Here is a 24,856-nt window from a genome sequence, read left to right as displayed (position 1 = left end):
ACCCGATACTGATTGGTCTCATCAGAAACTTATTTTTCCTATAGATCAAGCAGTTTTCCATATCGCGCAAAAAATTAGAGTGTACTATCGTTGGTGACCTGAAATGCGGGATGCGGCAACGAATATGACGGATCAGAAAGCCAGCCTGGGCGATTTCCTGCGGGAAATCCGCACGCGCAATCACTGGACCTTGTCGCAAGTCAGCGCGATGACCGGGCTCGCCATATCAACGCTGTCCAAGGTTGAAAACAACCAGATGTCGTTGACCTACGACCGCATCGTTCAATTGGCCGAGGGGCTGAAGGTCGACATTGTCGAATTGTTCGGGACCCGTGCCTCGGAAACCAGCCCGAGTCCGCTCGGGCGCCGCACGATCAGCAGGGCCGGCGATGGCCGCTCCATCAAGACGAAGAACTACGACTATCTCTATTTGTGCACCGACATCTCGAAAAAATCGATCGTCCCGATGTTCGGCGTGGCGCACGCCCGAACGATGGAAGAGTTCGGCTCTTTCATCCGCCATGTCGGCGAAGAATATACCTATGTGGTGGAAGGAGAACTTGAGCTCCACACCGAGCACTATGAACCGGTGGTCTTGAAGGTGGGAGACTCCGTCTATTTTGATGCAACCATGGGGCATGCCTACGTGACGGCGAGCGAGAAGCCGGCGCGCTTCATCTGCATTTGCTCCACGACGGAGAAAGATCTGATCGATGCGATCGGCTCTTCCGAGATCGAGGAAAGTGCCATTTCAAAATTGGCGCCACGTGCCAAGACCGAGCAAGTGGCGCGTACGATAAGAAAATAAGTTGCGCTTCGGAAAATCGTTGCCTAATCTGATCGTGCGGACAAAATTGCCGGAAACAGGCGTCGTTCGAGTCCGCCGAACCTCAGAGGGTAGAGAGATGGTTTTCGCGCACTGGAAGAAGCTGGGCTTTGCCCTTTTGGTCACCTCATCGCTGACGCAAGCGGCTTGGGCCGCGTCGGATGTGCTGGTTCTCAGCCGAGCGGAGGACGCGCCGACCGCGGACCCCGGCGTCGAGATCAGCAACAGCGGCTATACCTTCATCTACGCAGCCTACGAGCATCTGGTGGCCTACAAGGGCGCCACCACCGACGTCGTTCCCGAGCTTGCGGAAAGCTGGTCCGTCGACGACACCAACACCGTCTGGACCTTCAAGCTGGCCAAGGGCCACAAATTCGATGACGGCACGGATGTCGATGCGGCGGCGGTCAAGTTCAGCTTCGACCGGGCGATGAAGCTCAAGGCCGGACCTTCGGATGCCTTTCCCGTGCTGAAGGAAGTTCAGGTCGTCGATCCCGGTACCGTCAAGTTCATCCTGTCGTCGCAGTTCGCGCCGTTCCTCTCGACCATGGCCGTTTCGGGTGCCGCCATCATCAATCCCAAGGTGATGGAACATGAAAAAGACGGCGACATGGCCAAGGCCTGGCTGGCCGAGCACACCGCCGGCAGCGGCGCCTACAAGATCACCAGCTGGGAACGAAACCAGAGTGTCGTGCTCGACCGCAACGAGCACTACAGCGGCCCGACTCCGGCCTTGAAGCAGATTGTCGTGCGCACCGTCGGTGAAATCTCGGCGCGCCGCCTGCAACTCGTCAATGGCGATGCCGATATCATCGAACAGGTTCCGGTCGACCAGGCCGCCGCGCTGAAAGGCGATTCCAACATCGTTGTGGAGAGCAATCCGAGCCTCTACGTCAACTACATCTATATGAACAACAAACGGCCGCCGCTCGATGATGTGCGCGTGCGCCAGGCGATCTCCTACGCGGTGGATTACAAGGGCATCGTCGACGGCATCATGCAGGGCCAGGCCGAGCAGATGCGCGGTGCTGTTCCCGATGGCATGTGGGGGCATGACCCCAACGGCTTCCAGTACAGCTACGATGCCGAAAAGGCCAAAGCGCTGTTGAAGGAGGCCGGCAAGTCCGACATCCATCTCACTTACACATTCTCGCAAGCCGATACGGCCTGGGAGCCGGTCGGTCTCGCCTTGCAGGCCAACCTGGCCGACATCGGCATCAAGCTCGACCTGCAGGCCGTTGCCGACACCACCAAGCGCGAAATGGCGGCGAGCGGCAACTACGATTTGGCGCCAGGCGCATGGACGCCCGATTTCGCCGACCCCTACATGTTCATGAACTACTGGTTCGATCCGGAGCGCATGGGCGGCCCGGGCAATCGCGCCTTCTACAACAATCCCAAGGTCGCCGGCCTTGTTCGCGAGGCCGCCAGCATCATCGACCAGCCGAAGCGCGAGCAGCTCTATCTCGAGGCACAGAAGCTCTCGACGCAGGACGCTCCCTATCTCTATTTGATGCAGAAGAACGACATCTTCGCGCGCCGCGCGGTGGTCAAGGGCTACGTCTACAATCCGATGCTGATCCAGGTCTACAACTTCGCCACCATGTCGAAGTCGGAATGACCGCGTACGAGGGGGCGCCAATGGCGCTCCCGTTCGTCGCACATATGGAACCTGACATCTTCGGCATCCCTGCTCTGCAGAATGCTGTCACGCCAGATGTCTTCCGGTCGGTTGCCGGAAGCGTCTGGCCGTGCAGTCTCAACAACCCGGGAAGCGTCGAACAATGTCCGACGGTCGGTGAGGCGCAACGCCTTGCCGATCACCATGTTCCGTAGGCATAAAGAAGCCCGCAGCGCCACGAGGACCAACCTCACATGACGATCATGCGCATTATCATTCCCCGCTTCGTGATGCTGTTCTTCGTCGTCTTCGGCGTCGCAGTCATCACCTTCATCATTTCCCACCTGATCCCCGGCGATCCTGCCCGGATGATCGCCGGTGACAGGGCAAGCGCCGAAACGCTGATGAGCGTGCGGCGCGACCTCGGGCTCGACCGTCCGGTATGGGACCAGTTCACCATCTACGTCAGCAACCTGCTGCATGGCGACCTCGGAACCTCGCTGCGCACGCGCCGCTCGGTTGCCGGCGATATCGCCACCTTCCTGCCAGCGACGATGGAGCTCGGCGCCATCTCGCTGATCCTGGCGATCGTGATCGGCATTCCGCTCGGCGTAGCATCCGCCATCTACAAGGACGGCCCGATCGATCAGGTGGCGCGCACCATCTCGGTCTGCGGCATTTCGATGCCGGTGTTCTGGTTCGCGCTGGTGCTGGTGCTGCTGTTCTACGCCAAGCTGCACATCCTGCCCGGCAGCGGACGCATCGACATGGGCATTGCCCTGCCAACGCGCGTCACCGGCTTCTTCCTGATCGATTCCTTGCTTGAAGGCCGCATGGACGCGTTCTGGAGTTCGGTGCGGCATCTCATCTTGCCCTCCTTCGTGCTTGCCTTCGCCAATCTCGGCGTCATCACGCGCCAGATCCGGGCATCGATGCTGGATGTGCTCCAGGAGGACTACATCCGGACCGCGCGCGCCAGCGGCCTGCGCCGCCGTGTCATCATCTTCAATCATGCGTTGCGAAACGCCTTGATCCCGTCGATCACCCTGCTTGGCCTGGCGCTGGGCGACCTTCTCTATGGCGCGGTGCTGACCGAAACCGTATTCGCCTGGCCGGGCATGGGCACCTATGTCGTGACCTCGATCCAGACACTCGATTTTCCCGCGATCATGGGATTCACCGTGGTCGCATCGATCGGCTACGTCCTCATCAACCTGATCGTCGACATCGCCTACATGTTCGCCGATCCGCAGATCAGGGAGATCGGATGATGAGCGTGGCCTCTTCCGCGACACAGGCCGTCCCTGCCGCTTCGGGCTGGAAGTCGCGGCTGCATTTTCTCTGGTACCTGTCCCGCCGCAGCCCGCTGACGCTGGTTGGCGCGGCGATCATCGTCATGGTCATCATCATGATCGTCGCAGCACCCCTGATCGCACCCTACAATCCCGACAAGCTGATGCTGTCGGCGCGTCTGCAACCGCCGAGCGCGCAGCACTGGTTCGGCACGGACGAGGTCGGGCGCGACCTGTTTTCACGCATCATCTATGGGTCGCGCGCCTCATGCGTCGCGGCGTTCATGATCGTCCTGATATCTGTAGGTGTCGGTGTGGTGATCGGATGCATGTCAGCCATATTGGGTGGCCGCATCGACACCGCGATCATGAGGCTGATGGACGTCATCATGGCGCTGCCGGCGCTGGTTCTGGCCATGGCGCTTGCGGCGGCACTAGGCCCCAGCCTGGTCAACTCGATGCTGGCCGTGGCGCTGGTGCGTATCCCCGCCTATGTGCGGCTGGCGCGCGGGCAGACGCTGTCCTTGCGCGAGCGGGTCTTCGTCAAGGCGGCGCGCACCTTCGGCGCTTCGCCGCTCTACATCCTGCGCTGGCATGTCCTGCCCAACGCGCTGTCGCCGATCATCGTGCAGGCAACGCTCGACCTCGGCGGCATCGTGCTGATCGCAGCCGCCCTGAGCTTCATCGGGCTGGGCGCACAGCCGCCGACGTCCGAATGGGGCGCGCTGGTCAGCACCGGCCGCAACTACATCCTCGACCAATGGTGGTACTGCACTTTCCCCGGCCTTGCCATCCTGATCACCGCCATGGGCTGCAACCTGCTTGGCGACGGCATCCGCGACATGCTCGATCCACGGTTGGGAGGACGGTGATGGACGTGGCATCCGGAACCCTGAAGCCCGCCGGGCAAAAACCCGCAGCGTTGACTATCGAAGGCCTGTCGCTGGAATTCCCGACCTATGCCGGCGCCATCAAGGCGCTCGACGACGTGACGATCGAGATCGGTACCTCCGAGATTGTCGGCCTCGTAGGCGAGTCAGGCTGCGGCAAGTCGGTGACCACGATGGCGGCGACACGGCTTCTGCCCGAAGGCCGCTACCGCGTCACCGCCGGCAGTATCCGTCTGTTCGGCCGCGACCCGTTCGCCATGGGCGAAACCGAACTCCAGGATGTCAGGGGCAAGCTGGTCTCGACCATCTTCCAGGAGCCGATGAACGCGCTCAACCCGACCATCCGCATCGGCAAGCAATTGGTCGGCGTCATCCAGCGCCACGAAGCGGTCAGCGAGGCGGAGGCCGAGCGCACCGCGCGCGGCATCCTCAAGGACATGCTGATCGGCGAACCCGAGCGGATCATGAAGGCCTATCCGTTCGAGCTGTCGGGCGGCATGCGCCAGCGCGTGCTTATCGCCATGGCTTTCTCGTGCAACCCCGGCCTGATCATCGCCGACGAGCCGACGACAGCCCTGGACGTGACGGTGCAGGCCGTGATCCTGCGGCTGATCCTGGACCGCGCCAAGCGGACCGGCACGTCGGTCGTCTTCATCTCGCACAATATCGCTGTTGTCTCGCAGCTCTGCGACCGGCTCTACGTCATGTATGCCGGCCGCATCGTCGAGTCCGGCCCGACGCGGGCGGTGCTGGAAGCGCCGCAGCACCCCTACACGCAGGCGCTGCTGCGCTGCCTGCCTGAACGGGTGGAGCCGAAAGCGGAACTGGAGGCCATCCCCGGAACCGTGCCCAACCTGCTTGATCCGCCGCAAGGCTGCTTCTACCGGCCGCGCTGTCCGGAAGCCAACGACCAGTGCCTGGCAAAGCCTCCTTCCGTGGCGACCGCTCCCGGGCATCTCGTCGCCTGCTGGCGGCGCGGGGCAATCCAACCATCGAGCATCATGAGCGAGGCCACGCTATGACGACCGCGCCTCTTCTCAGTGTCGAGGATCTGACCGTCAACTTTCCCATTCCCGGCGGCTGGTTCGGCGGGGCCACCTCGCATGTTCATGCCGTCAATAAGGTGGACCTGACAATCCGCCCTGGCGAGAGTCTTGGCATCGTCGGTGAATCCGGCTGCGGCAAGAGCACGCTCGTCCAAGCGATCATCGGCCTCGTCGAGCGCAGTTCGGGCAAGGTGCTGATCGACGGTCAGGATTTCCACGACGCGCGCGGCAAGCGCAAACGTGAAATCCGCCAGCAGATGCAGATCGTGTTCCAGGATCCGCAATCCTCGCTCGATCCGCGCCTGCCTGTGTGGCGGTTGATCACCGAGCCGCTGCATGTGCGCGGCGGAATGTCGAAGGCCGAACTGCGGGCGCGTGCCGCCGAACTCGCGGCTTCCGTCGGCCTGCGGCCCGAACACCTCGACCGGCGCCCGCATGAATTCTCCGGCGGCCAGCGCCAGCGCATCGCCGTTGCGCGCGCGATCAGCACCGATCCGGATCTGCTGATCCTGGACGAGCCGACATCCGCGCTCGACGTCTCCGTCCAGGCGCAGATCATCAACCTGCTGCTGAAACTTCAGCGAGAGCTAGGCCTCGCCTATCTGATGATCTCGCACGACGTTTCGCTGGTGCGCCACTTCTGCGACCGCGTGGCGGTGATGTATCTTGGCCAGATTGTCGAGGCCGGGCCGGCGGTACAGGTGCTCGATTCTCCGGCGCATCCCTACACCAGGACCTTGCTGGCCACGGTTCCGAGCCTCAAGCACCCGCTGCCCGAACTCGCCGCGACCCGTGTCGGCGAGCTTCCCAACAACAGGATCCTGCCAACCGGCTGCTACTATCGCGACCGCTGCTCCTTTGCCGCAGCCGGCTGTGATCGCCCGCAGTCGCTCGTCGAATTCGGCGATCGTACCGGAACCGTCGCCATGTCACCGTCGGACAAGGCGGCATGGCCGCGCTCGGTGCGCTGTCACCGCGCGCAGGCGGGTGATATCTGAAAGCGGATGGTGGCGCTGGGCGCGGCGGTCGAACTGTCCTGTTTCCGCGCTGCGAACACTAAACCTTGGCGTTGATTACAGCGCCAATTCCGCGAATGGTTCCGCGACCTTCGGCCAGTATGGCTGTTGCAGCTTGGTGTATGCCAGATCGCGAAAATTGGGCTGCAGCGCTCCGGGCGCGGCAACATAAAGAATGTCTCTGGCGATCGGCTCGAAGCCGGCCCGGAAATGGTTGCTCGACTTGACGATCACGATCTTGCGGGTGGCGGGATCAAGACCGAGCGCGGTCATGCATTCGGGATGAAAGGTTTGCGTGCGCACGCTGTTGATCACCAGATCGATACCGTCGGCGCTGACCCAGGCGGCGTCGCCGATCGGCAGCGGCACCACGCCAAAGCGTTGGGTAACGCCTGAAGCGATGCGGCGCACGGTGACATTGAGGTCGATCGGTTCGCCCGATGCCGCCCCGATCTTGCCGCCGATCCGAAGCGGCAACGTCGCGCCTTCGCCGGCGGCCTGGCACAGCCGCACCGCGATCGGATCCCAGTACAGGCAACTGGCGACACCGCGTATGCCGCGCTCGATCACCCGGCGAATGATGAAGGTGGAGTCGCCCGGAGCGCCGCCGCCCGCATTGTCCGAGACATCGGCCAGCACGACTGGGCCACCCTCGATCGCCATGGCGCGATCAAGCGCGTCGTCGATGCTGAGGTGATGAGGCTCGAGCGCTTCGCGCAGGGCGAAGATCTCCCGGCCAAAGGCCGCTGCGACTTGGTGCGCCTTGTTGGCATCGCGATCAGCAACGACCAGCATCTTGGCGCCGACATCGGCGACATCGCCCCACGGGAAACCGTGGCCGAACGATACCGACAGAATGCCGTCGCGACCCTGTTGCGCCTTCATCCGGTCGACCAGCCCGCGCAAGGGCTGTTGATGAGGCCTGAAGGTGCCGATCATGCGGCAATCGAACAGCGCCATCACCGGATGGATTTCTCCCGCCAGCACCTTGACCATCAGCTCGAACAGATGGCCGGCGCGTTCCTCGATATCGGTGTGAGGGTATTCCATGTAGGCCGCAATCATGGTGGCGTTTTCGACCATGCGATCAGTCAGATGGCAGTGCAGGTCGAGTTCCGCGCCTATGGGAATATCGGGTCCGACCAGCGCCCGGACATGGGCCAAAAGATCGCCTTCGACATCGTCATAGCCCTCGGCGACGCAAGCGCCGTGCAGGGCGAGAAGTACTCCGTCGACGGGCATGGCGGCCTTGAGGTCGCGCAGGATCTCGCCGCGGAAATCCTCGTAGACAGAGCGTGTCGTCGTGCCGCCGGGCTCCGCCACGGCGCACAGGCTTTCAACCACATTCCAGCCGCGGTCGCGCGCCGCATTGCGCCAGACAAAAAGCTGCGAGGAACAGCAATTCAGCGGCCTCGTCGTGGCATCGCCATGCGCGATCTGTCCCTCGACAAATGCGTGATGGCCGGTGCGTATCGGAGAAAACGTGTTGGTTTCAGTATCCAGCCCGGCAATGAACAACTTCACGAAACCACCTCAGGCGCTGACTTGAAACGACTTTTCCGATCAATAAAAATATGTTTATGTTCGGAAAGTCAACTGCGGAAGCCTATGCCGACTGGCTCATGATCGGGGGCTCCCGCTGTGAACCATATCGGGTATGGTTGCCCTCGCGGCGGGCCTCCATCAGCACGAGTTACGTCGCCTTGCCGACCGCCGCTTCCAGTTCCATCTCGCCCTCCGCGATGTCGTCGAACGAGGCGTAGTTCATGTTGTAGAGGCGGGCATAGAGGCCTTTTCTTTCCATCAATTGCTCGTGGTTGCCGCTTTCGACGATCTCGCCATTCTGCAGGACGATGATGCGGTCGGCGCCGCGAATGGTGGCCAGCCGGTGAGCGATGACGAGACCGGTGCGGCCTTCCAGCAGTTTTATCAGCGCCTTCTGGATCAGCATCTCGGTGTAGGAATCGATGCTGGCCGTGGCCTCGTCGAGCACAAGGATCTTGGCATCGGCCACCAGCGCCCGCGCGAAGCTGATCAACTGGCGCTGGCCGAGCGAGAGATTGCCGCCACGCTGTTCGAGTTCGGTGTCGTAGCCATTGGGCAGCTGCTCGATGAAGTCGTGCGCGCCGACGGCCTGTGCCGCGCGGACCACCTCTTCGCGGCTGGCCGAGGTCTTGTGGTAGCGGATGTTCTCCAGCACCGAGCCGGAGAACAGGAACGGCTCCTGCAGGACCATGGCCACCTGGTCGCCAAGCGAATCCTGTGTCAGGTCACGCACATCGTGCCCGCCGACCAGAACCTCACCTGACCAGACATCGTAGAAGCGGTGCACCAGCGCCATGGAACTGGACTTGCCCGATCCGGTCGGGCCGACCAGCGCGACAGTCTCGCCCGGATTGACGCGAAAGGAGATGTTCTTCAGCACCGGCAGGTTCTGCCGGTAGCCGAACGTGACATTCCTGAACTCGACCGAGCCATCCATGTCGCGCGACAGCGCCACGGCGTTTTCCTTGTCGCTGACATCCACCGGCACGTCGAGCACTTCGGAAATACGCTGCCCCGAGGCCATGGCGCGTTGCATCACGCTGTACTGCATGGTGAGCGAGCGGATCGGGTCGAAGAAGCGCTGGATGTAGAACAGGAACGCCACCATGACGCCGACGTCGAGGCTGTGCGAGAGCACCATCGAACCGCCGACAACGATGACTGTCGCCATGGCAATGCCGGTCAGCGTGTCGACGATCGGCACCATCACCTGTGCGTACTTCGCCGACCGCAGATGGGCGTTGAGGTTGGCCAGCACCTTCTCGTCGTAGAGGTCGAAATTGACATGCTGGCGCTCCAGGCTCTGCACGGTACGCACGCCATGGATGCCTTCGGCCAACGCCCCGTTGGCGATGGAGTTGGTTTCGTGCGCGGCCATGAAGGCGACCTTGGCGCGTGGCAGCCAGAACAGGCGCACGATGAACAGCACCGGCATGGTCGACAGCGTCAGCAGCCCAAGCCGGAAATCGAGCCACAGCAACACACTGACGATGCCGAACAAAAGCACGATGTCGCCCACCGACATGACGGATGTCTCGAGGAACTCCTGCATCGAATTGACATCACCTTGCAGGCGCGACATCAGCCGGCCGACCTCGGTCTTGTCCATGAAGCTCAGCGACACCCGCTGCAGATGACTGAACATGGCGCGGCGCAGGTCTGACAGCACATTCTCGGCCACCTTGCCGACGACGCTTTCCTGTACATGGCTGGCGGCATAGTTGATCAGGATGATCACCGTGAAGGCGCCGATCGCGGAGATCATCACCGACTGGTCGAGCCTGCCCGCCGCCATGCCATGGTCGATGGCGTAGCGGATGACCAGCGGGATCGCCAGCTGCGTCAGCGTGAACACCAGCACCGCGGCGACCGAGATCAGGATCTTGCCCTGATACGGCCTCACGAAACTCCAGATACGCCTGACAATGCGCGGGTCGTAGGCTTTGCCAAAAACCTCTTCCTCGTCGCGATGCGAGCCGACGACAGCCTTTGTCGGCCGTCCGCTGGTGTCGTCTTTCTCGTCGTCGCTTTGTGTCGACATCACGCTGCTCCCACGGCTCGATCGTCGTCCGGACGAAGCTGCAGGTCGTAGAGCGCGCGATAGCGTCCACCGAGCGCCAGCAGTTCTTCGTGCGTGCCGCGCTCGACGATCCGGCCGCCCTCCACGAACAGGATCTGGTCGGCATGCATCAGCGAACTCAGCCGGTGCGAGATGATGAGCGTGACGCGGTCCCGGGCAAAACGCTTCATCGCCGCCCGGATGCGCTGCTCGGTGCCGGCATCGATGGCCGCGGTGGAATCGTCGAAGACCAGAACCGATGGCCGCAGCATCAGGCTGCGCGCAATGGTCAGGCGCTGCCGCTGGCCACCGGAAAGCGAAGCGCCGCGCTCACCGACCACAGTGGTGTAGCCGGCCGGAAGCCCGATAATGTAATTGTGCAACTGGGCATATTCAGCTGCCTGCCCGATGCGGGTCTCGCGCGCCCAGGGATTGCCATAGGCGATGTTGTTCTCGATCGAAGTGGTGAACAGGAACGCGTCCTGCTGCACGACGCCGACGGTCTTGCGCAGCGATTGCAGCGTGACCTCACGGATATCCTGGCCGTCGATGGTGATCGCACCCGATGTCACGTCGTAGAAGCGCGGGATCAAATGCGCGATCGTCGACTTGCCGCTGCCAGGCGGGCCGACTATGCCGATCGTCTCGCCGGGCTTCGCCTCAAAGGAGATACCGGACAGGGTCGGACGGTCGCCCGCGCTCTCATAGCGGAAGCCGACATTGTCGAAACGCAGCACGCCCTCGGTGACGACGAGATCTTTCGCATCAGGCGCGTCCTTGATGTCGAGTTCGGCGTCGAGCAGTTCGAACAGCCGCGTGCCGCAGGTCGAGGCGCGCGCGAACGAATTGACCATCAGCCCGAGCTGGCGCACCGGCATCTGCAGGATGGTCATGAAGGTGAGGAATTGGGCCAGCGTGCCGACGCTGATCTGACCGGCAATCACCTTCTGGCCGCCGAACCAGAGCACCAGGCCCATGGCCGCCAGGAACGAGAAGTTCATGGCGCCGGTGTTGCCGACGCGGATGTCGACGCGCTCATTGGCAAGGTCCAGCGCATCCTGCTTGGCGCGGTCGAACTTTTCGAGCTCGTGGCGCTGCGCCGCGAAGGCACGCACCACACGGATGCCGCCGAGATTCTCATCCATCACCCGGCTCAGCACCGACAGTCGCTGTTGCAACGTCAGCCAGGTGCTGCGCAACTTGAGCTGGGTGACCGAGGATCGCCAGGCGACAAACGGCACGAAACTCAGGCTGAGCAGACCGAGCACAAGATCGGTGCTGATCAGCAGGTACGCGCCGACACCGATCAGCACGCCAAGCAGCACGACGCGCAAAATGCCGGTGGAAAAGAACATGCGCACGCCGTCGAGATCGAGCAGCCCGAGCGTGATGAGATCGCCGGTATGGACCTTGTCGTGGTAGGAAAAGCTCAGGCGCTGGATCTTCTCGTAGAAAGCCAGGCGCAGTTCATAGCCGGTCCGATGGCCGACGGCTTCGCCATAATAGTTTTGCGCCATGGTGAAGAGACCGCGCAGGATGCTGACGACGAGCAGCGTCAACGCCGTGTTCCACAATGCCTGCTGCGCCGCCGCACCGGCACCTGCGGCCATCACGCCTTGCGCCTGGTCGATGGCGCGTCCCAGCAGGCGTGGAATGAAAAGCTGCAGCGTTGCGGCGATGAAGGTCGAGACGAGAGTGATCGCGACTTGCCAGGGATGGCGCAGCGTCATGCGCACGATACGCAGCAAGGTGCTGAGGCCCTTGCCCCAGGAGGCTTCCGCCACATGGGCAAACGATTTGCCGCGCTCCGTCGCGCTGCTGCTTGCTTGCGTATTCAAGGAAAATATCCAGACCCATCCGGGCACTAGCCCGGACGAATGAAGCAGACTCAATTCAGATATCGCGATGTTACGCGGGTCCGACTTGAGCGTTCAAGGGCCAATCCCGGGATCACACTGTGCCTGGGCAAAGCGAGACGCCGACCCTGTCAGGATTTGCGGGGAGGGGGATCGTGTCGTCATAAAAATGCGCCTCGCAATCAAGCTGAGATGCTTGATTGCGAGGCGCGGGTCGATGGGGTGAAGGATCAGCCAGCCATTGTCAGAGACATATCCGGCCGGCCGATCGCGGCGATCAGGCCTGCTGTATGGCCGAGAGCTTCCAGTCCGAGCCGTTCTGGCGCGTGAACGTCCACAACTCGGTCGTTTCGGTCGGGTGGTCCGCGTTGCCGTCGACGACCTTGCCACTGGCCCGCTCGCGCGTCACGTCGCGGGACTCGTAGCGCAATGCGGCGGTGGCATAGTCGCGGTCGCCCTCGCGCCAGCTTTCCGCAATGTCGGCCTGCAGCAGGTTGACGTCCGTCACCTCGTTCTTGACCCCCTTCTGGGCATTGTCCGCCAGTTCCTCGGACAGGTAGGATACCATCTCGGGCGTCACCAACCGGCGCAGCGCTGCGTGGTCTTCGCGCCCGAAGGCTTCCTGCACCTCGGTCAGCAATTGCTGGAAGCTGTCGAGGTCGCTCCGGCCTAGAGTGATCTCGTCTGAATCGGCCGGGGTGCTTCCGCCCGAGCCGCCGCCAAAGCCGGGAATCGTGAAGGAAGGCGCATTTCCCATGTCGCGCGGCGTGGCGGCACGGTTTTCAAATCCCGAAGCTCCGGCAGTCCCGGCCCCGGCAAAGGCAGGGCCGCGCGCGGACTGCGAGCGGAAGAAGCGGATGGCCAGCATGATCGCGCCACCGATCAGCAGCGCCTGAAGCAGAAACCCGAACATGCCGGCGAGGCCGCCGAACCCTTGCCCGACCAGCAATCCGATGAGGCCGCCAAGCAGCAGACCGCGCATCATCGTCCCGCCGAAGCCGCTCATGAAGCCCGGCCGCTGCGGGCTGGCCTGCGGCTGTCGAGCCGCGGTGTTCGTCCCGGTGTTGGGTGTCATCGAGCGTTCGACCGGAGCGGTCTGCGCCGGCGCGGTGTTCGTGGGCGGGGCGGATTGGAACGTGCGCGTGCCTCGGCTGCCGAAACTGCCGCCGCGCCGCGCTTCGGCGTGATCGATCGCGACCAACGAAAAGGCCAGGAATAATCCCGCAAGCAGCGCGGCAAATCGGTTTGTTCTTGAAATCATGGTCAGGCGGCCCTCCACGGCGGCAGTTTGGCAAGGTCTCGGCAACGCCGGCCCGTGAGGGACCAGCGGTCTCAAAGGTCAGTCGAACAGCTCTTCGAAGAATGACTTCTTCCGCTTCGGGTAGTGATGTCCCTGTGAGCGGGAGTAGTCGTCATCACGGCCCCGGCTGTGCTGTGGCTGGGCGTATGCGGGAGGTGCCTGTGGCGCGGGCGCGGCTTCCTTGCCGGCGCGCTCGATGATCTTGTCGAGTTCTCCCCGATCAAGCCAGATGCCACGGCACTGCGGGCAATAGTCGATTTCGATGCCTTGCCGTTCGCTCATCACGAGCGCGACGCGGCAGGTGGGGCAAGCCAGGCCTAGGATAGATGATGTCATGCGGGGATCTCCGACCGAATAAGGAATGAGCCCGATTGACCGAAAGGTATGAAATGGGGCCCGTTACTGCGGTCCGACATCACAATCGCCAATGGCGACAGTCAGAGGGGCCCGGCCCGCACCGCAGAGTTGGGAGCGATGGGTTGCGCTTTCAAGGGCCAAATTGGATTCCGGCGGTGAATTTGGTTGCGAAGGGTCCGCGCGTCGCAAGGCGTCTCGGTCCATCCGGCCAAAATTGTCGGGAAATGGTTACGCCAAAAAGCCCTCCGTGACCTCGATATTTACTTTTCGTTAACCATCGCTGGCTAGCCTTAACCAATCAGTAAGGAATCGCCCGCGTGACCTGCGCCACTCCCATCCAGAAGAAATCCATACGCTTTCGGGCGCGCTCGTTTGTGGCCTTCACGCTCACCCCCGAAGCGCCCTTGAGTGACTGGCTGCAGGACCTGGATCAGTGGGTAGGCAACTCTCCCGGCTTCTTTGCCGGCCGCCCGGTCGTGCTTGACCTGAACATGTTGAAGCCGCTGGCGGACGAGATCGCTGGCCTGATCGCGGAACTTGGCGAGCGTGGCATACGCGTCTATGCGATAGAAGCTGACAGCGATACCACGCTGGGCGCCGACTTGCCGCCCCGGCTTACCGGAGCCAAGGAAGCCATGGGCGACGCGCTGCTCATGCAGCAGCCGGAGCAGAACGAGAAGGCCGCCGCGCAGCCCAAGGTCAAGGAACCGCAGTCGCCGAGCTCGTTGATGATCAAGTCGCCGATACGATCCGGCCAGTCGATCATTCATCCGCATGGCGATGTGATCGTTCTCGGCTCTGTCGCGTCCGGTTCCGAGATCATCGCCGGGGGATCCATCCACGTCTACGGCACGCTGCGTGGGCGCGCTTCCGCCGGCGCCCAGGGAAATGCCGGGGCTCGTATCTTCTGCCGCAAGAACGAAGCCGAACTACTGTCTGTCGACGGCTGGTATTGCACGGCCGAGGAGATGGAACCGTCTTCGCGGGGACGGACGATACAGGCCTTTCTCGAAAACGACGTGCTGCGCATCGCATCGTTCGCCTAACAATCGCTCAAGCAACAACAATGGAGGCATTAAACATGGGCAAAGTAGTCGTGGTCACTTCCGGCAAAGGAGGCGTCGGCAAGACCACCTCGACGGCCGCCCTTGGAGCGGCGGTCGCGAAGACCGGCAAGAAGGTGGCCCTGGTCGATTTCGATGTCGGGCTGCGCAATCTCGATCTGATCATGGGCGCCGAGCGGCGGGTCGTGTTCGATATCGTCAATGTCATCCAGGGAACGGCCAAGCTTTCGCAGGCGCTGATCCGCGACAAGCGGGTCGAATCACTGTTCCTGCTGCCGGCGTCGCAGACGCGCGACAAGGATGCGCTGACCGAGGAGGGCGTCGGCGAAGTGATCGACAAACTCCGCTCGGTATTCGACTACGTCTTCTGCGACAGTCCGGCCGGCATCGAGCGAGGCGCGCAACTGGCTATGCGCTTCGCAGACGAGGCGGTGATCGTGACCAACCCGGAAGTCAGTTCCGTCCGCGATTCCGATCGCATCATCGGGCTGCTCGACGCCAGGACCATGAAGGCGGAGCAGGGCGAGTCGATCGTGAAGCATGTCTTGGTCACCCGTTACGACGCGGCGCGCGCTTCTCGCGGCGAAATGCTCAGCATCGATGACGTCCTGGAAATCCTGTCCACGCCGCTGTTGGGGATCATTCCGGAGAGCCAGGACATCTTGCGCGCATCCAACATGGGCGCGCCGGTTACGCTTAGCGAGACCATGAATTCCGCTGCCCGCGCCTACATCGACGCGGCAAGGCGGCTTGAAGGCGAGGATTTCCCGGTTGTGGTGCCTTTCGAGCGGAAGGGCTTCCTCGATCGGCTGTTGGGAAGGAGGGCGGCATGATGCTTCTGGACCTCTTCAAGCGCCGCCGCAGCGCGCCTGTGGCGCGCGAGCGCTTGCAAGTCCTGCTGGCCTACGAACGCCGCAACCGCAACCAGCCCGATCTCGTCTCCGTGTTGCGCGAGGAGATCATGGCCGTCATTGCCAGGCACGTTCAGATCGACCAGGACTATCTGCAGGTGAGCATGGACCGCGGCGAGACAATGTCGACGCTGGAGATCGATATCCAGATCCCCAACAAGAGCACCGTGCTGGCCACCCAGTCCAAAGAGATGCCACTGCTGGCTTGACCAGCGGTTCTTCGTTGCCGGCAACCCCCAGGGGCCGGAATTCAAACTGGCCTGTCAGGCAGGCGGCCTTCGGAAAACCATCCGAAGGCCGCGATAGCTGCTGGATTTCCGCTGCCGTACAATCCACGTATTTGCAGTTCCATCGGTTGACCCGACCAGGACCTCAACCAGCCGGAGCCTTGCCCGCGGCTTCAGCAATCTCCACCTGATGAAATGTCGTTGCGCACGGCCTCCCCGGGCCGATGCAGGCTCTCAAACGACGCAGTCGTTTTGCCCATGACGCGGCGGAAAGAAGCAGCTGTGGAACGAGAGTCGACATTATGTGAGGATGTCACTATATAGCGGCGGCTTCGACCGCGCGCCTTCGGGATGCGCCCATGAAGCAGCTGTGAACGTGCTCTGTATTGTGACAACTATTGTGATGCAAATCGGCGTGAAAACCGGAAAAAAGCAAATAGAAACAACGGCACGATTCTGGGCTTGATCCCAGCCAGCGGTAACAATCATCTCAACGATAGACGTGTTCCTTGAAACCTCGATTTCCTTCGGCTCTGTGGAGCTTGGATAACATCGGCTTGCCGGGCGACAGCGACTCGGCTGGAATGGGACCTGCATCCTTTTGCGGGTGTTCACGTTTATGATTACCAACCGGCATTGCCGCCAGGGAACAGCAGTATGAGTGAACACGCGATCGAATTCTTGCGGGGATGGATCGGCGAAAAGGTCCATTGCCAGCCCTCGGCGATCAAGATCGAAAAGCAGGCTGAGACCCTGGCCAGGGAATGCGCCGCCAAGGCGGCCGAAGCCGGCATACCCCTGGAGGATATCCAGGAAGAGGTCGGCGACATCCAGGAGCTTATCGCTTCGCGTCTCGAAGAAGCTGCCGAAGCTGACCAGAGCCATCAGCCTGCGGGCAAAGCCGCTGAATGACCGGACGGGATAACCTACCTTGAGTGCGCGGGCCTATTCGGCTCGCGTCTTCGTTTCAGCCAAATCTATTTCTCAGCCACGACTTCGGCAGGGCCGGCACGAAATTGCCGTCACGGCCGGTCATGTCATCATTGGCCACCAGCGCGTTGAGGGTGGCTTCCTCGACGCCTTGAATCACGGCGTCGAAGAACGGGTCGATGTCGGTGTCGGGGATGAAGTCGGCGTTGGCGATATGGCCGGACGGCGCCAATGCCGCGCCGGGATTGGCGGTCGAGAAGGCAAGAAAGATATCGCCCGAACTGTGGTAGCCGAAGCCGCCTGTCATGGCGACGCCGATGGGCACGCGGCGGGCCAGCCGCTTCATCTGGTGCGGCAGGAATGGCGCATCGGTGGCAATGATTGCGATGATCGAGCCTTTTTCGGCGCGTGGCGTGCCTTCGCGGATCGCCGGCTCCGTCAGGTCGAGCCCGACGCGCTCGCCGCGAATGGTGAAGTTGCGCCGCTTGCCGAAATTCGACTGCACGAACGCGCCGACCGTATAGCTGTTGTCCTGCCATTTGACGACACGCGATGCGGTGCCTGAACCCGCCTTGAAGCCGAAAGTGATCATGCCGGTGCCGCCGCCGACGCTGCCTTCCTCGATCGCTGCGTCGGTCGCGCCATCGAGCGCGGAGGCAACGTCGTCGAACGTCAGATGGTGGCCGTTGATATCGTTCAAAAACCCGTCATAGGTTTCCGCCGCCACCGGCAGGCCCCAGGCGCTGTCGAGAGCCGCCGGCAGCACTTGGTGCATCCAGCGCAGCGTTCCGTCGCGCGAAACGCCGCAGGAATGCGTGTTGGTGATGGTGATCGGGAAATTGAAGGCGCCGGTTTCCTCGACGATATGCGACCCCGTCAATTCACCGTTGCCGTTCTGGCTGAAAATGCCGGCGAAAACCGGCGTGGCAAGTTTGTCGCGTGGACGGGGCAGGATGGCGGTCACGCCGGTGCGCACCGGTCCCTTGCCGACGACGAGCGGGCCGTCCCCCTCGATCAGCGTCGAATAGCCAACCGAGACACCCGGCACGTCGGTGATGGCGTTGAACGGTCCGGGCGTCCCGTCGAAGGTAATGCTGAAGCTTCGGGCGCGCGGCTTGCCTGACGGCGTTTTCAGGTGATGCGGATTATCGGTCATGATCGCACTCAGAACAGGGAGCCTTGGTTGCCGGGTTCCTTGACCTTGGCCGCCGGCTTCACAGCGGGTTTTGGCCGCACGGGGCCACTTGTGGCGACCGCATCGGCGATGCCATCGGCGAACTCCAGCGAAAGCGCCATCCCGGACGCCACATCGGCGGCATGCTTGATCACGGCGCCATCGGCGTCCTTCACCAATGCGAAGCCCCGCGCCAGCACGGCCTTGTGCGAAAGCGTGGTCAGCAGGCGTTCGGCCTGCGTCAGTTGTCCACGCAGGCGCTCGAGCCGCACCGAAATCCCCCGGTCCTGCCGCCGAGCCAGCGCCGCCAGCGCATCACCCTGCAGCTTCTGGCGTCGTTCGATCGGTGCCGGCGACAGCCGGGGCGCGCTACGCGAAAATCGCGCGCGCCGTTCACGCACTATGGCGAAGAACGCCGCTTGCGCACGGGCGAGGTCACGGCCTGTCAGCGTGCGGGCTTCATTGATGCGGCGTGACAGGGTGGCCGGCGTCAACCGCTGCGCCGCGAGCCGCGCCCGCTTGCGGTCGACGCTGACGGACAGCGCCCGGCCGAGCCGGCTTGTCGCTTCGTCGAGGCGTCGGCGCGGCAGCGCCAGCAGTTGATCGGGCGACGGCAGGGCACGGGCCGCCGCCCGCACCGCCTGCCGCTTGCGTTCGAAATTGCGCGACACCGCCGCCTTGAGCCGCGCGCCAAGGCTGGCAAGCGTCGCTTCGAGATCCGCCCGCACAGGCACGGCGATTTCGGCGGCGCCCGTCGGTGTCGGCGCCCGCACATCCGCGACAAGGTCGATCAGCGTCCAGTCCGTTTCGTGGCCAACCGCTGAAATAACCGGAATGTGGGAGGCAGCGACAGCGCGGGCCAGAGCCTCGTCGTTGAAACCCCAGAGGTCCTCGAGGCTGCCGCCGCCGCGCGCCACGATCAACAGGTCCGGGCGCGCGATCGGGCCGTCCCATGCCAGCGCGTTGAAGCCATTGACGGCGGCGGTCACTTCCGCGCCCGCCGTTTCGCCCTGCACGCGCACCGGCCAGACCAGCACATGCAGCGGAAACCGGTCCTTGATCCGGTGGATGATGTCGCGGATCACCGCGCCCGTCGGCGAGGTGACCACGCCGATGACGCGCGGCATGAAAGGCAGCAACCGCTTGCGGCCGGTATCGAACAGGCCCTCGGCCTGCAGCTTGCGCTTGCGCTCTTCCAGCAGCGCCATGAGCGCGCCGGCGCCGGCAGGTTCAAGATTGTCGATGACGATCTGGTAGTTGGATTTGCCGGGATAGGTGGTGAGTTTGCCGGTGGCGATCACCTCCATCCCCTCTTCGGGGCGGAATTTTAGCCGGCTCATCGTGCCCTTCCACACCACGGCGTCGAGCCGCGCGCGATCATCCTTCAGCGCGAAATAGGCATGGCCGGAGGAATGCGGCCCGCGATAGCCCGAAATCTCGCCGCGCACCCGCACATTGCCGAAGACGTCCTCGACCGTGCGCTTCAGGGCGCCGGAAATCTCGCTCACCGTGTATTCGGCGGCGTTCGTGCGTGATTCGGATGCTGCGTCGCTCATAGCTGATTGGCGCGTCCTTGGCCGTCCGCGTCAAGACGCCTGTGTCCTCGTCCCGCTCTTCCTACCAGCCGGGCAGGATCTGGTTGGGCTTGGTCCGCTTCATCTTGCTGAAGGCCAGCGCCGCGAAGTCGAATGTCCCTGTCTCCTCGCCGGTCGGCACCGAAATGTTGTCGAGGCTTTCCGAGATATGGCGCGCCAGCGCGTCGACGATCTCCGGCCGCGACGTCTGGCCGCGCATGATGCCGATACGGCAATCGGGCAGGGCACCAAAACCGTCGGCCTCGCCCAGCACGCGCATGCCGGGTCGCAGCGCGCATTCCGGTAGCACAGAGATCGCCAGGCCTGACAGCACGGCGGCAGTGATGACGGTCGCGGAAAAACTGGTGAACAGGATGCGATAGTCGCGGTTCTGCCGGTCGAGCACATCGACGGCGGCGCGCCGCCAGATGCAATTCGGTCGGCCGAAGGCCATCGGCAGCGTCTCCTGCTCATGCGTTGCGTGGTTGGCGGACGTGACCCACAGCAGCGGCTCGCGCCGCACCACTTCCGACTGGCCGCGCGTGTCGTTGTGCGTCACCAGCGCCAGATCGAGATTGCCGCGCTTGATATGCTCGACCAGCCCCGGCGTCGGCTCGCAGATGACGGTCAGCTCGACGCGCGGGTTGGAGCGTGTAAAGCGCGCCATGATCTCGGGCAGGAAGCGATCGGCGTAGTCGTCGGGCGTGCCGATGCGGATCGTGCCCTCAAGCCGCCGGTCGTCGAAGGCGGCCAGCGTTTCTCGGTTGAGATAGAGCAGCCGTCTTGCGTAGGAGAGCAGCTTGTCGCCTTCCTCGGTCAGCTTGTTGGTGCGACCGTCCTTCTCGAACAGCGGCTTGCCGATCCGCTCTTCCAGCCGCCGCATCTGCATGGACACCGCCGACTGGGTCCGGTGTACCTCTTCGGCTGCCCGCGTGAAGCTGCCGGTATCGGCAATCGAGATGAAGGTCTGCAACTGATCGAGATCGAGCGGCGCTTTCATCGGCATGATCCATCATTGTTGTTGATGCTAAAGATTAGAAACATTCGTTGGATTAATCAATCAGACGATGGCAAATTCGCATCATCCACATGAAGGCATGTGAATCGAGACCGGAACGGCCGCTGTCGCCAGCGCCGATCGTTGGGTTTCGCACGTTCGAGTCTGAAAGGAGACCGACATGACCACGCTCGATTTCGCCACCGAGACCTCGCGCATCACCTCGCGTCCGGCCGTTGCGATGCGCGTGGCCAATACCGTCTTCAATTTCTACCGCGCCTGGAAAAACCGTCGTGCCTTCTATCGCCTCGGCGAGATGTCGGACTCCGAACTCGCCGATATCGGCCTGACGCGCGCCGACCTCCATGTCGCCATCGACGTGCCGTTCGGCAGCGATCCGACGGTGAGGCTCCGCTCTATCGCGGTCGAGCGTGCCGAGACCATCGAGGATCTCGCCCGCAAGGTCGCCTGATTACGTTGTTGTCGATTGTTTCGGTTGCCGTGAACCTTTCTGAAGTTCGACGCGACCAACAACCATCGCAGGCTCCCCACTCCCTGCCGGTATCCCCACCGGCCCGCCTGCGCGCTGCCCGGTCCTCCCAGGACCGGGCTTTTCTTTTTTGGAGGGGCGGTCTTACCGCCGGTCCATTCCGCGCTTGAACTGATCGAAGATCGATTCCATGCCCTTCTGGTAGTCGTCGCGCTGCTGGGCGCCGGTCTCGAACATCTTGCCGAACAGATCGTCGAACGGGTTTCGCGGCCTGCCGCTTGGGTTGGTCTGCGGTTGGGGCGCCGGCTGCGGAGGCGCTTGTGGCTGCGGCGGCGCCGGCTGCGCGCCAGGAATGCCGAAGCCGCCGCCTGGCTTCAGCATATCCGCGAAAATCTTCCCGAGCGGATTGTCGCCATAAGGGCTCTGCGTTGGCTGGGGTCGCGCTTGCTGCTGAGCGCCGCCTCCAAACATATCCTGCAGCACCTTGCCGAGCGGATTGTCACCATAGGGATTCTGCGTCTGCTGCGGCTGGCTTGGCGGCTGCTGTGCGCCACCGCCGAACATGTCCTGCAGCACCTTGCCAAGCGGATTTTCCATTGGGTTCTGCGGTGGCGGCGCCTGGCGCTGTTGCGGAGCCTGCATGCCTCCACCTTGCCGCATCATCTGCTCGATGATCTCGCCGAGTGGATTGCTGGCTGCTCCGAATCCTCCGGCGCCCTGCATTTGATTGGTGGTCTGCTTGAACAGTCCGCCCATCAACATCGTGGCGATTGCCGGCAGCATTTGCTGCAACACCTGCTGGCTGACACCGCTGGCCTGCGCGGCTTGGGCAGCAACTGCGCGCGACAGATCCTTCGAGCCGAACAGATGTCCCAGAATGCCGTTGCCCTCGTCGACGCCTTGCTGCGAGAAGGCTCTGGTCGCGTCCTCGAAATATTGGGCATGCTGGCCGCTGGCCATCGCCGTCATGAAGGCGCCGAGCCCGTAAGGATCCGCCGTGTTGCGCTGCAGCCCTTGCGAAAAGGCCGGCAGCAAGGCGGCGACAGCCGATTGCGCCTGCTGTTGCGAAAGCCCGAACTGCCGGGCAAGCGCGTCCATTCCGTTGCCGTTCTGGGCCTGCGCCAGCATGTCGAACAAGGAAGGCATTGATTTCTCCTCGAAAGTTCCGTGCCTTCCGAAGCCTAACCCGTTTCCCGGTTTGGTTGAAGGGCCGACACGGGTGCGAGAGCATCTCCCCGCACGCAAACGTCAAACGTTCGGATGAGGCTTTCCACATTGCGGTAAACGCTGTGCTTCCCGCGTACATGCGCCTTGCTCTGGCTTGCGAAACGATGAGAGAACGAAAAGAAGGAAACCCGGTACCGATCGGAGCCGAATTTGAGCCAGGATTATTTTGCGGAAAAGAAATTTTCGCATGATTGGACATCTTCGCATATCCCGAAATGGGAGCACCTGTTTGAAAGAATGAAGAACAGGAAAATTGAAATACTTGAGATCGGCTCCTTCGAAGGACTGTCGGCGATATTCTTTTTGTCGTTTTTCGAGCGATCAAAAATTACATGTGTCGACACATTCGCGGGGAACCAGGAGCATCTTACAAGCGGTTCTCAATATGAGGCGGATATGAACTTCGTCGAATCAAGATTCGACGACAATCTCGCACCCTTCGGAAGCAGGCTGGAGAAGCTCAAGGGACTGTCGATTGAAATCCTGCCGAGACTTCGCCGGGAGAGCCGGACATTTGGGCTGGTCTATGTTGACGGCGATCACCGTGCCGCGAACAGTTTTGCCGATGCGTCTTTGGCCTGGCGGGTTCTGGAACCGGGCGGCACCATGATTCTGGACGACTATCTCTGGATGCCAGACGAGCCTGTCGAGGATCGACCGAAGGCCGGCATAGATGCGTTCCTTGGATCGATAGAAGGCCAATTCCAGGACGTGCATCGTGGCTATCAGGTCGTCATCAGGAAGGCGAGGTCGCGCTCGTCTCGGCCCCGGAATGTGATCTCGTGTGTCCGTGCGCTTTTCGCGACATTCGCAATCGGCAAACGTCAGCTCGATGCCTGATCTTAGTAAGCGTATTCCATGAATACCGGCTCGATCGAGCCGCCCCAGCGGGTGTGGTAGGCCGACAGCATCTCCTCGGCGCTGGTGGTGCCGCGCGCGACGACTTCGTCCAGCGTGTTGAGGAAAGAGGTTTCGTCATAGCCGTCGCGGTTTTTCCTGCCGCGATTCTTCAGCCCCGTGCGCGAGATGGCAAGCACGTCGCGGGCGATGTCCCGCAGCGTGGTGTTGCGGAAGGGCGCGGAAATGCCCTGTTCGGGCACGGCATTGCGCATCGCCAGCACTTCTTCATAGGTCCAGCTCGCGGTCAGCGCCTCGGCGGCATCGAGCGCGGCCTCGTCATAGAGCAGCCCGACCCAGAAGGCCGGCAGCGCGCAGATGCGACGCCACGGCCCGCCGTCGGCGCCGCGCATTTCGAGGAAACGCTTCAGCCGCACGTCCGGGAACAGCGTCGAAAGATGGTTCGCCCAATCACCCATCGTTGGCAGCCCGTCCGGCACCTCGTTGCGCGCGGCCCCCGCCATGAACTGGCGGAAGGTGATGTGCGTCATGTCGTGATAACTGCCGTCGCGGATGACGAAATACATTGGCACGTCGAGCGCCCATTCGACGTAGTCGGCAAAACCGAAATCGGGCGAGAAGCAGAATTCGAGCAGGCCCGAACGCCGGTTGTCGGTGTCGCGCCAGATATCGCCACGCCAGCTCTGCAGACCATTCGGCCGGCTCTCGGTGAAGGGCGAGTTGGCAAACAGCGCCGTCGACAGCGGCTGCAGCTTCAGCGACACCTGCATCTTGCGGCGCATATCGGCTTCGCTCTCGAAATCGAGGTTCACCTGGATCGTGCAGGTGCGGTACATCATGTCGAGTCCCTTGGTGCCGACCTTGGGCATGTAGCGCGTCATGATCTCGTAGCGCGACTTCGGCATTTTCGGCGTCTCGGCCAGCGACCATTTAGGGCTGCCGCCGAGGCCAAGAAAGCGGATGCCCATGGGCTCGGCGATCTCGCGCACCTGCGCCAGATGGGCATTGCCCTCGCGACAGGTCTGGTGGATCGTTTCCAGCGGTGCGCCCGAGAGTTCGAACTGGCCGCCGGGCTCGAGCGAGATCGCGCCCTGGCCGGTCGGCTCGACCAGGCCGATGATGCGGCCGGCGTCCATGATCGGGTCCCAGCCAAGCTTCTGCTGCATGCCTTCGAGGATGGCGCGGATGCCGCGGTCGCCGCCATAGGGCACCGGCGCATTGCCGTCGACATAGAACGGGAACTTCTCGTGCTCGGTGCCGATGCGCCATTTGTCGCGCGGCTTGTTGCCTTCGGCCAGGTGCTCGACCAGTTCGTCGATGCCTTCGATCGGCGTGAAATCGGTTGTGTCGCGCGCCATGAGAAGCCCTCTCAGCGCATGATTCCGAAAATCGACCTCGATTTTCGGCAGGGATCATGCGCCAACCCAAATGCTACAGTGTCCTTTGCCAGTCCGAAAGGACACGGCGGCGCTGCAGGCGGCCGGACGACCGCCGGCGCTAGATGGACGAAATGTCAGTAGCCGATCAAGCGAAAAATCCTGAGCCACACGTCAACAGGAATTGATTGATGGGGTGGATCTTCCTTCTCCCCCTGTG

The 24,856-nt window shown here is 62.5% G+C and carries 22 protein-coding genes; 12 read left to right on the top strand and 10 right to left on the bottom strand.

Annotation, left to right across the window (positions count from 1 at the left end; all coding sequences use genetic code 11):
• The first annotated feature begins 124 nt into the window (after window positions 1–124).
• The 6 genes from ABVQ20_RS15540 (at window position 125) to ABVQ20_RS15515 (ending at window position 6,673) form a co-directional block, all read left to right on the top strand.
• Complete coding sequence (locus ABVQ20_RS15540; protein WP_354460393.1) at window positions 125–808, top strand: helix-turn-helix domain-containing protein; 684 nt, start codon at window positions 125–127, stop codon at window positions 806–808.
• A gap of 97 nt (window positions 809–905) precedes the next feature.
• Entirely contained in the window at window positions 906–2,447 is a 1,542-nt protein-coding gene (locus ABVQ20_RS15535) for an ABC transporter substrate-binding protein (RefSeq protein WP_354460392.1), read from the top strand.
• A gap of 254 nt (window positions 2,448–2,701) precedes the next feature.
• Window positions 2,702–3,718 carry an ABC transporter permease gene (locus ABVQ20_RS15530; protein WP_227348904.1) on the top strand — a complete coding sequence of 339 codons (1,017 nt, stop codon included), beginning with the start codon at window positions 2,702–2,704 and terminating at the stop codon, window positions 3,716–3,718.
• Complete coding sequence (gene ddpC, locus ABVQ20_RS15525) at window positions 3,718–4,611, top strand: D,D-dipeptide ABC transporter permease (RefSeq protein WP_354460391.1); 894 nt, start codon at window positions 3,718–3,720, stop codon at window positions 4,609–4,611. The genes ABVQ20_RS15530 and ddpC overlap by 1 nt, the downstream gene beginning before the upstream one ends.
• Window positions 4,611–5,651 carry an ABC transporter ATP-binding protein gene (locus tag ABVQ20_RS15520; RefSeq protein ID WP_354460390.1) on the top strand — a complete coding sequence of 347 codons (1,041 nt, stop codon included), beginning with the start codon at window positions 4,611–4,613 and terminating at the stop codon, window positions 5,649–5,651. Before ddpC ends, ABVQ20_RS15520 begins: the two co-directional genes overlap by 1 nt.
• Entirely contained in the window at window positions 5,648–6,673 is a 1,026-nt protein-coding gene (locus ABVQ20_RS15515; RefSeq protein WP_354460389.1) for an ABC transporter ATP-binding protein, read from the top strand. Before ABVQ20_RS15520 ends, ABVQ20_RS15515 begins: the two co-directional genes overlap by 4 nt.
• 75 nt (window positions 6,674–6,748) lie before the next feature.
• On the opposite strand, the gene ABVQ20_RS15510 is transcribed toward ABVQ20_RS15515, so the two are convergent.
• From ABVQ20_RS15510 to ABVQ20_RS15490, 5 genes are all read right to left on the bottom strand, one after another.
• Window positions 6,749–8,215: a M81 family metallopeptidase gene (locus tag ABVQ20_RS15510; protein WP_354460388.1), complete on the bottom strand. Its 1,467-nt coding sequence runs from the start codon at window positions 8,213–8,215 to the stop codon at window positions 6,749–6,751.
• A gap of 169 nt (window positions 8,216–8,384) precedes the next feature.
• Entirely contained in the window at window positions 8,385–10,277 is a 1,893-nt protein-coding gene (locus ABVQ20_RS15505; RefSeq protein ID WP_354460387.1) for an ABC transporter ATP-binding protein, read from the bottom strand.
• A complete protein-coding gene (locus tag ABVQ20_RS15500; RefSeq protein ID WP_354460386.1) occupies window positions 10,277–12,133 on the bottom strand; it encodes an ABC transporter ATP-binding protein in 1,857 nt (618 codons plus the stop codon). Before ABVQ20_RS15500 ends, ABVQ20_RS15505 begins: the two co-directional genes overlap by 1 nt.
• A gap of 295 nt (window positions 12,134–12,428) precedes the next feature.
• Entirely contained in the window at window positions 12,429–13,412 is a 984-nt protein-coding gene (locus ABVQ20_RS15495) for a Tim44 domain-containing protein (protein WP_354460385.1), read from the bottom strand.
• 78 nt (window positions 13,413–13,490) lie between these two features.
• A complete protein-coding gene (locus tag ABVQ20_RS15490; RefSeq protein WP_354460384.1) occupies window positions 13,491–13,787 on the bottom strand; it encodes a TFIIB-type zinc ribbon-containing protein in 297 nt (98 codons plus the stop codon).
• Window positions 13,788–14,125: 338 nt separating this feature from the next.
• On the opposite strand from ABVQ20_RS15490, the gene minC reads away from it, so the two are divergent.
• The 4 genes from minC to ABVQ20_RS15470 all read left to right on the top strand — a co-directional run bounded on the left by minC (window position 14,126) and on the right by ABVQ20_RS15470 (window position 16,922).
• On the top strand, window positions 14,126–14,854 hold the full coding sequence (gene minC, locus ABVQ20_RS15485; protein WP_354460383.1) for a septum site-determining protein MinC: 729 nt from the start codon (window positions 14,126–14,128) through the stop codon (window positions 14,852–14,854).
• A gap of 35 nt (window positions 14,855–14,889) precedes the next feature.
• Window positions 14,890–15,705: a septum site-determining protein MinD gene (gene minD / locus ABVQ20_RS15480; RefSeq protein ID WP_354460382.1), complete on the top strand. Its 816-nt coding sequence runs from the start codon at window positions 14,890–14,892 to the stop codon at window positions 15,703–15,705.
• On the top strand, window positions 15,702–15,992 hold the full coding sequence (gene minE / locus ABVQ20_RS15475) for a cell division topological specificity factor MinE (RefSeq protein ID WP_227348895.1): 291 nt from the start codon (window positions 15,702–15,704) through the stop codon (window positions 15,990–15,992). Before minD ends, minE begins: the two co-directional genes overlap by 4 nt.
• Before the next feature lie 675 nt (window positions 15,993–16,667).
• On the top strand, window positions 16,668–16,922 hold the full coding sequence (locus ABVQ20_RS15470; protein WP_354460381.1) for a hypothetical protein: 255 nt from the start codon (window positions 16,668–16,670) through the stop codon (window positions 16,920–16,922).
• A gap of 55 nt (window positions 16,923–16,977) precedes the next feature.
• Here ABVQ20_RS15470 and ABVQ20_RS15465 read toward each other — a convergent pair whose 3' ends face one another.
• The 3 genes from ABVQ20_RS15465 to ABVQ20_RS15455 all read right to left on the bottom strand — a co-directional run bounded on the left by ABVQ20_RS15465 (window position 16,978) and on the right by ABVQ20_RS15455 (window position 20,688).
• Window positions 16,978–18,096 (bottom strand): DmpA family aminopeptidase, encoded by a 1,119-nt coding sequence (locus tag ABVQ20_RS15465; RefSeq protein ID WP_354460380.1) that lies wholly within the window; start codon window positions 18,094–18,096, stop codon window positions 16,978–16,980.
• Window positions 18,097–18,104: 8 nt separating this feature from the next.
• The gene (gene xseA, locus ABVQ20_RS15460) at window positions 18,105–19,670 is read right to left on the bottom strand and encodes an exodeoxyribonuclease VII large subunit (protein ID WP_354460379.1); all 1,566 of its coding nucleotides are present in this window, start codon (window positions 19,668–19,670) and stop codon (window positions 18,105–18,107) included.
• A gap of 61 nt (window positions 19,671–19,731) precedes the next feature.
• Window positions 19,732–20,688 (bottom strand): LysR substrate-binding domain-containing protein, encoded by a 957-nt coding sequence (locus ABVQ20_RS15455; RefSeq protein WP_354460378.1) that lies wholly within the window; start codon window positions 20,686–20,688, stop codon window positions 19,732–19,734.
• Between the two features lie 178 nt (window positions 20,689–20,866).
• Here ABVQ20_RS15455 and ABVQ20_RS15450 point away from each other — a divergent pair, with 178 nt between their 5' ends.
• Window positions 20,867–21,157, top strand: coding sequence for a DUF1127 domain-containing protein (locus ABVQ20_RS15450; RefSeq protein ID WP_354460377.1), 291 nt, complete (start codon window positions 20,867–20,869; stop codon window positions 21,155–21,157).
• A gap of 162 nt (window positions 21,158–21,319) precedes the next feature.
• Here the strand turns inward: ABVQ20_RS15450 and ABVQ20_RS15445 are convergent, their stop codons facing one another.
• Complete coding sequence (locus ABVQ20_RS15445; RefSeq protein ID WP_354460376.1) at window positions 21,320–22,321, bottom strand: DUF937 domain-containing protein; 1,002 nt, start codon at window positions 22,319–22,321, stop codon at window positions 21,320–21,322.
• Between the two features lie 231 nt (window positions 22,322–22,552).
• On the opposite strand from ABVQ20_RS15445, the gene ABVQ20_RS15440 reads away from it, so the two are divergent.
• Entirely contained in the window at window positions 22,553–23,242 is a 690-nt protein-coding gene (locus tag ABVQ20_RS15440) for a class I SAM-dependent methyltransferase (RefSeq protein WP_354460375.1), read from the top strand.
• Between the two features lie 2 nt (window positions 23,243–23,244).
• Here the strand turns inward: ABVQ20_RS15440 and ABVQ20_RS15435 are convergent, their stop codons facing one another.
• Window positions 23,245–24,618 carry a glutamate--cysteine ligase gene (locus ABVQ20_RS15435; protein WP_354460374.1) on the bottom strand — a complete coding sequence of 458 codons (1,374 nt, stop codon included), beginning with the start codon at window positions 24,616–24,618 and terminating at the stop codon, window positions 23,245–23,247.
• Window positions 24,619–24,856: the final 238 nt, after the last annotated feature.

The organism is Mesorhizobium shangrilense (assembly GCF_040537815.1).
Classification (GTDB): domain Bacteria; phylum Pseudomonadota; class Alphaproteobacteria; order Rhizobiales; family Rhizobiaceae; genus Mesorhizobium; species Mesorhizobium shangrilense.
This window is presented reverse-complemented; position numbering and strand designations above follow the sequence as displayed.

What these genes read in the sequence shown, in the direction of transcription:
- ABVQ20_RS15540 (WP_354460393.1), top strand. Translation starts at nt 125, where the DNA reads ATGACGGATCAGAAAGCCAGCCTGGGCGATTTCCTGCGGGAAATCCGC.
- ABVQ20_RS15535 (WP_354460392.1), top strand. Translation starts at nt 906, where the DNA reads ATGGTTTTCGCGCACTGGAAGAAGCTGGGCTTTGCCCTTTTGGTCACC.
- ABVQ20_RS15530 (WP_227348904.1), top strand. Translation starts at nt 2,702, where the DNA reads ATGACGATCATGCGCATTATCATTCCCCGCTTCGTGATGCTGTTCTTC.
- ddpC (WP_354460391.1), top strand. Translation starts at nt 3,718, where the DNA reads ATGAGCGTGGCCTCTTCCGCGACACAGGCCGTCCCTGCCGCTTCGGGC.
- ABVQ20_RS15520 (WP_354460390.1), top strand. Translation starts at nt 4,611, where the DNA reads ATGGACGTGGCATCCGGAACCCTGAAGCCCGCCGGGCAAAAACCCGCA.
- ABVQ20_RS15515 (WP_354460389.1), top strand. Translation starts at nt 5,648, where the DNA reads ATGACGACCGCGCCTCTTCTCAGTGTCGAGGATCTGACCGTCAACTTT.
- ABVQ20_RS15505 (WP_354460387.1), bottom strand. Translation starts at nt 10,277, where the DNA reads ATGTCGACACAAAGCGACGACGAGAAAGACGACACCAGCGGACGGCCG.
- ABVQ20_RS15495 (WP_354460385.1), bottom strand. Translation starts at nt 13,412, where the DNA reads ATGATTTCAAGAACAAACCGATTTGCCGCGCTGCTTGCGGGATTATTC.
- ABVQ20_RS15490 (WP_354460384.1), bottom strand. Translation starts at nt 13,787, where the DNA reads ATGACATCATCTATCCTAGGCCTGGCTTGCCCCACCTGCCGCGTCGCG.
- minD (WP_354460382.1), top strand. Translation starts at nt 14,890, where the DNA reads ATGGGCAAAGTAGTCGTGGTCACTTCCGGCAAAGGAGGCGTCGGCAAG.
- minE (WP_227348895.1), top strand. Translation starts at nt 15,702, where the DNA reads ATGATGCTTCTGGACCTCTTCAAGCGCCGCCGCAGCGCGCCTGTGGCG.
- ABVQ20_RS15470 (WP_354460381.1), top strand. Translation starts at nt 16,668, where the DNA reads ATGAGTGAACACGCGATCGAATTCTTGCGGGGATGGATCGGCGAAAAG.
- ABVQ20_RS15465 (WP_354460380.1), bottom strand. Translation starts at nt 18,096, where the DNA reads ATGACCGATAATCCGCATCACCTGAAAACGCCGTCAGGCAAGCCGCGC.
- xseA (WP_354460379.1), bottom strand. Translation starts at nt 19,670, where the DNA reads ATGAGCGACGCAGCATCCGAATCACGCACGAACGCCGCCGAATACACG.
- ABVQ20_RS15455 (WP_354460378.1), bottom strand. Translation starts at nt 20,688, where the DNA reads ATGAAAGCGCCGCTCGATCTCGATCAGTTGCAGACCTTCATCTCGATT.
- ABVQ20_RS15450 (WP_354460377.1), top strand. Translation starts at nt 20,867, where the DNA reads ATGACCACGCTCGATTTCGCCACCGAGACCTCGCGCATCACCTCGCGT.
- ABVQ20_RS15445 (WP_354460376.1), bottom strand. Translation starts at nt 22,321, where the DNA reads ATGCCTTCCTTGTTCGACATGCTGGCGCAGGCCCAGAACGGCAACGGA.
- ABVQ20_RS15435 (WP_354460374.1), bottom strand. Translation starts at nt 24,618, where the DNA reads ATGGCGCGCGACACAACCGATTTCACGCCGATCGAAGGCATCGACGAA.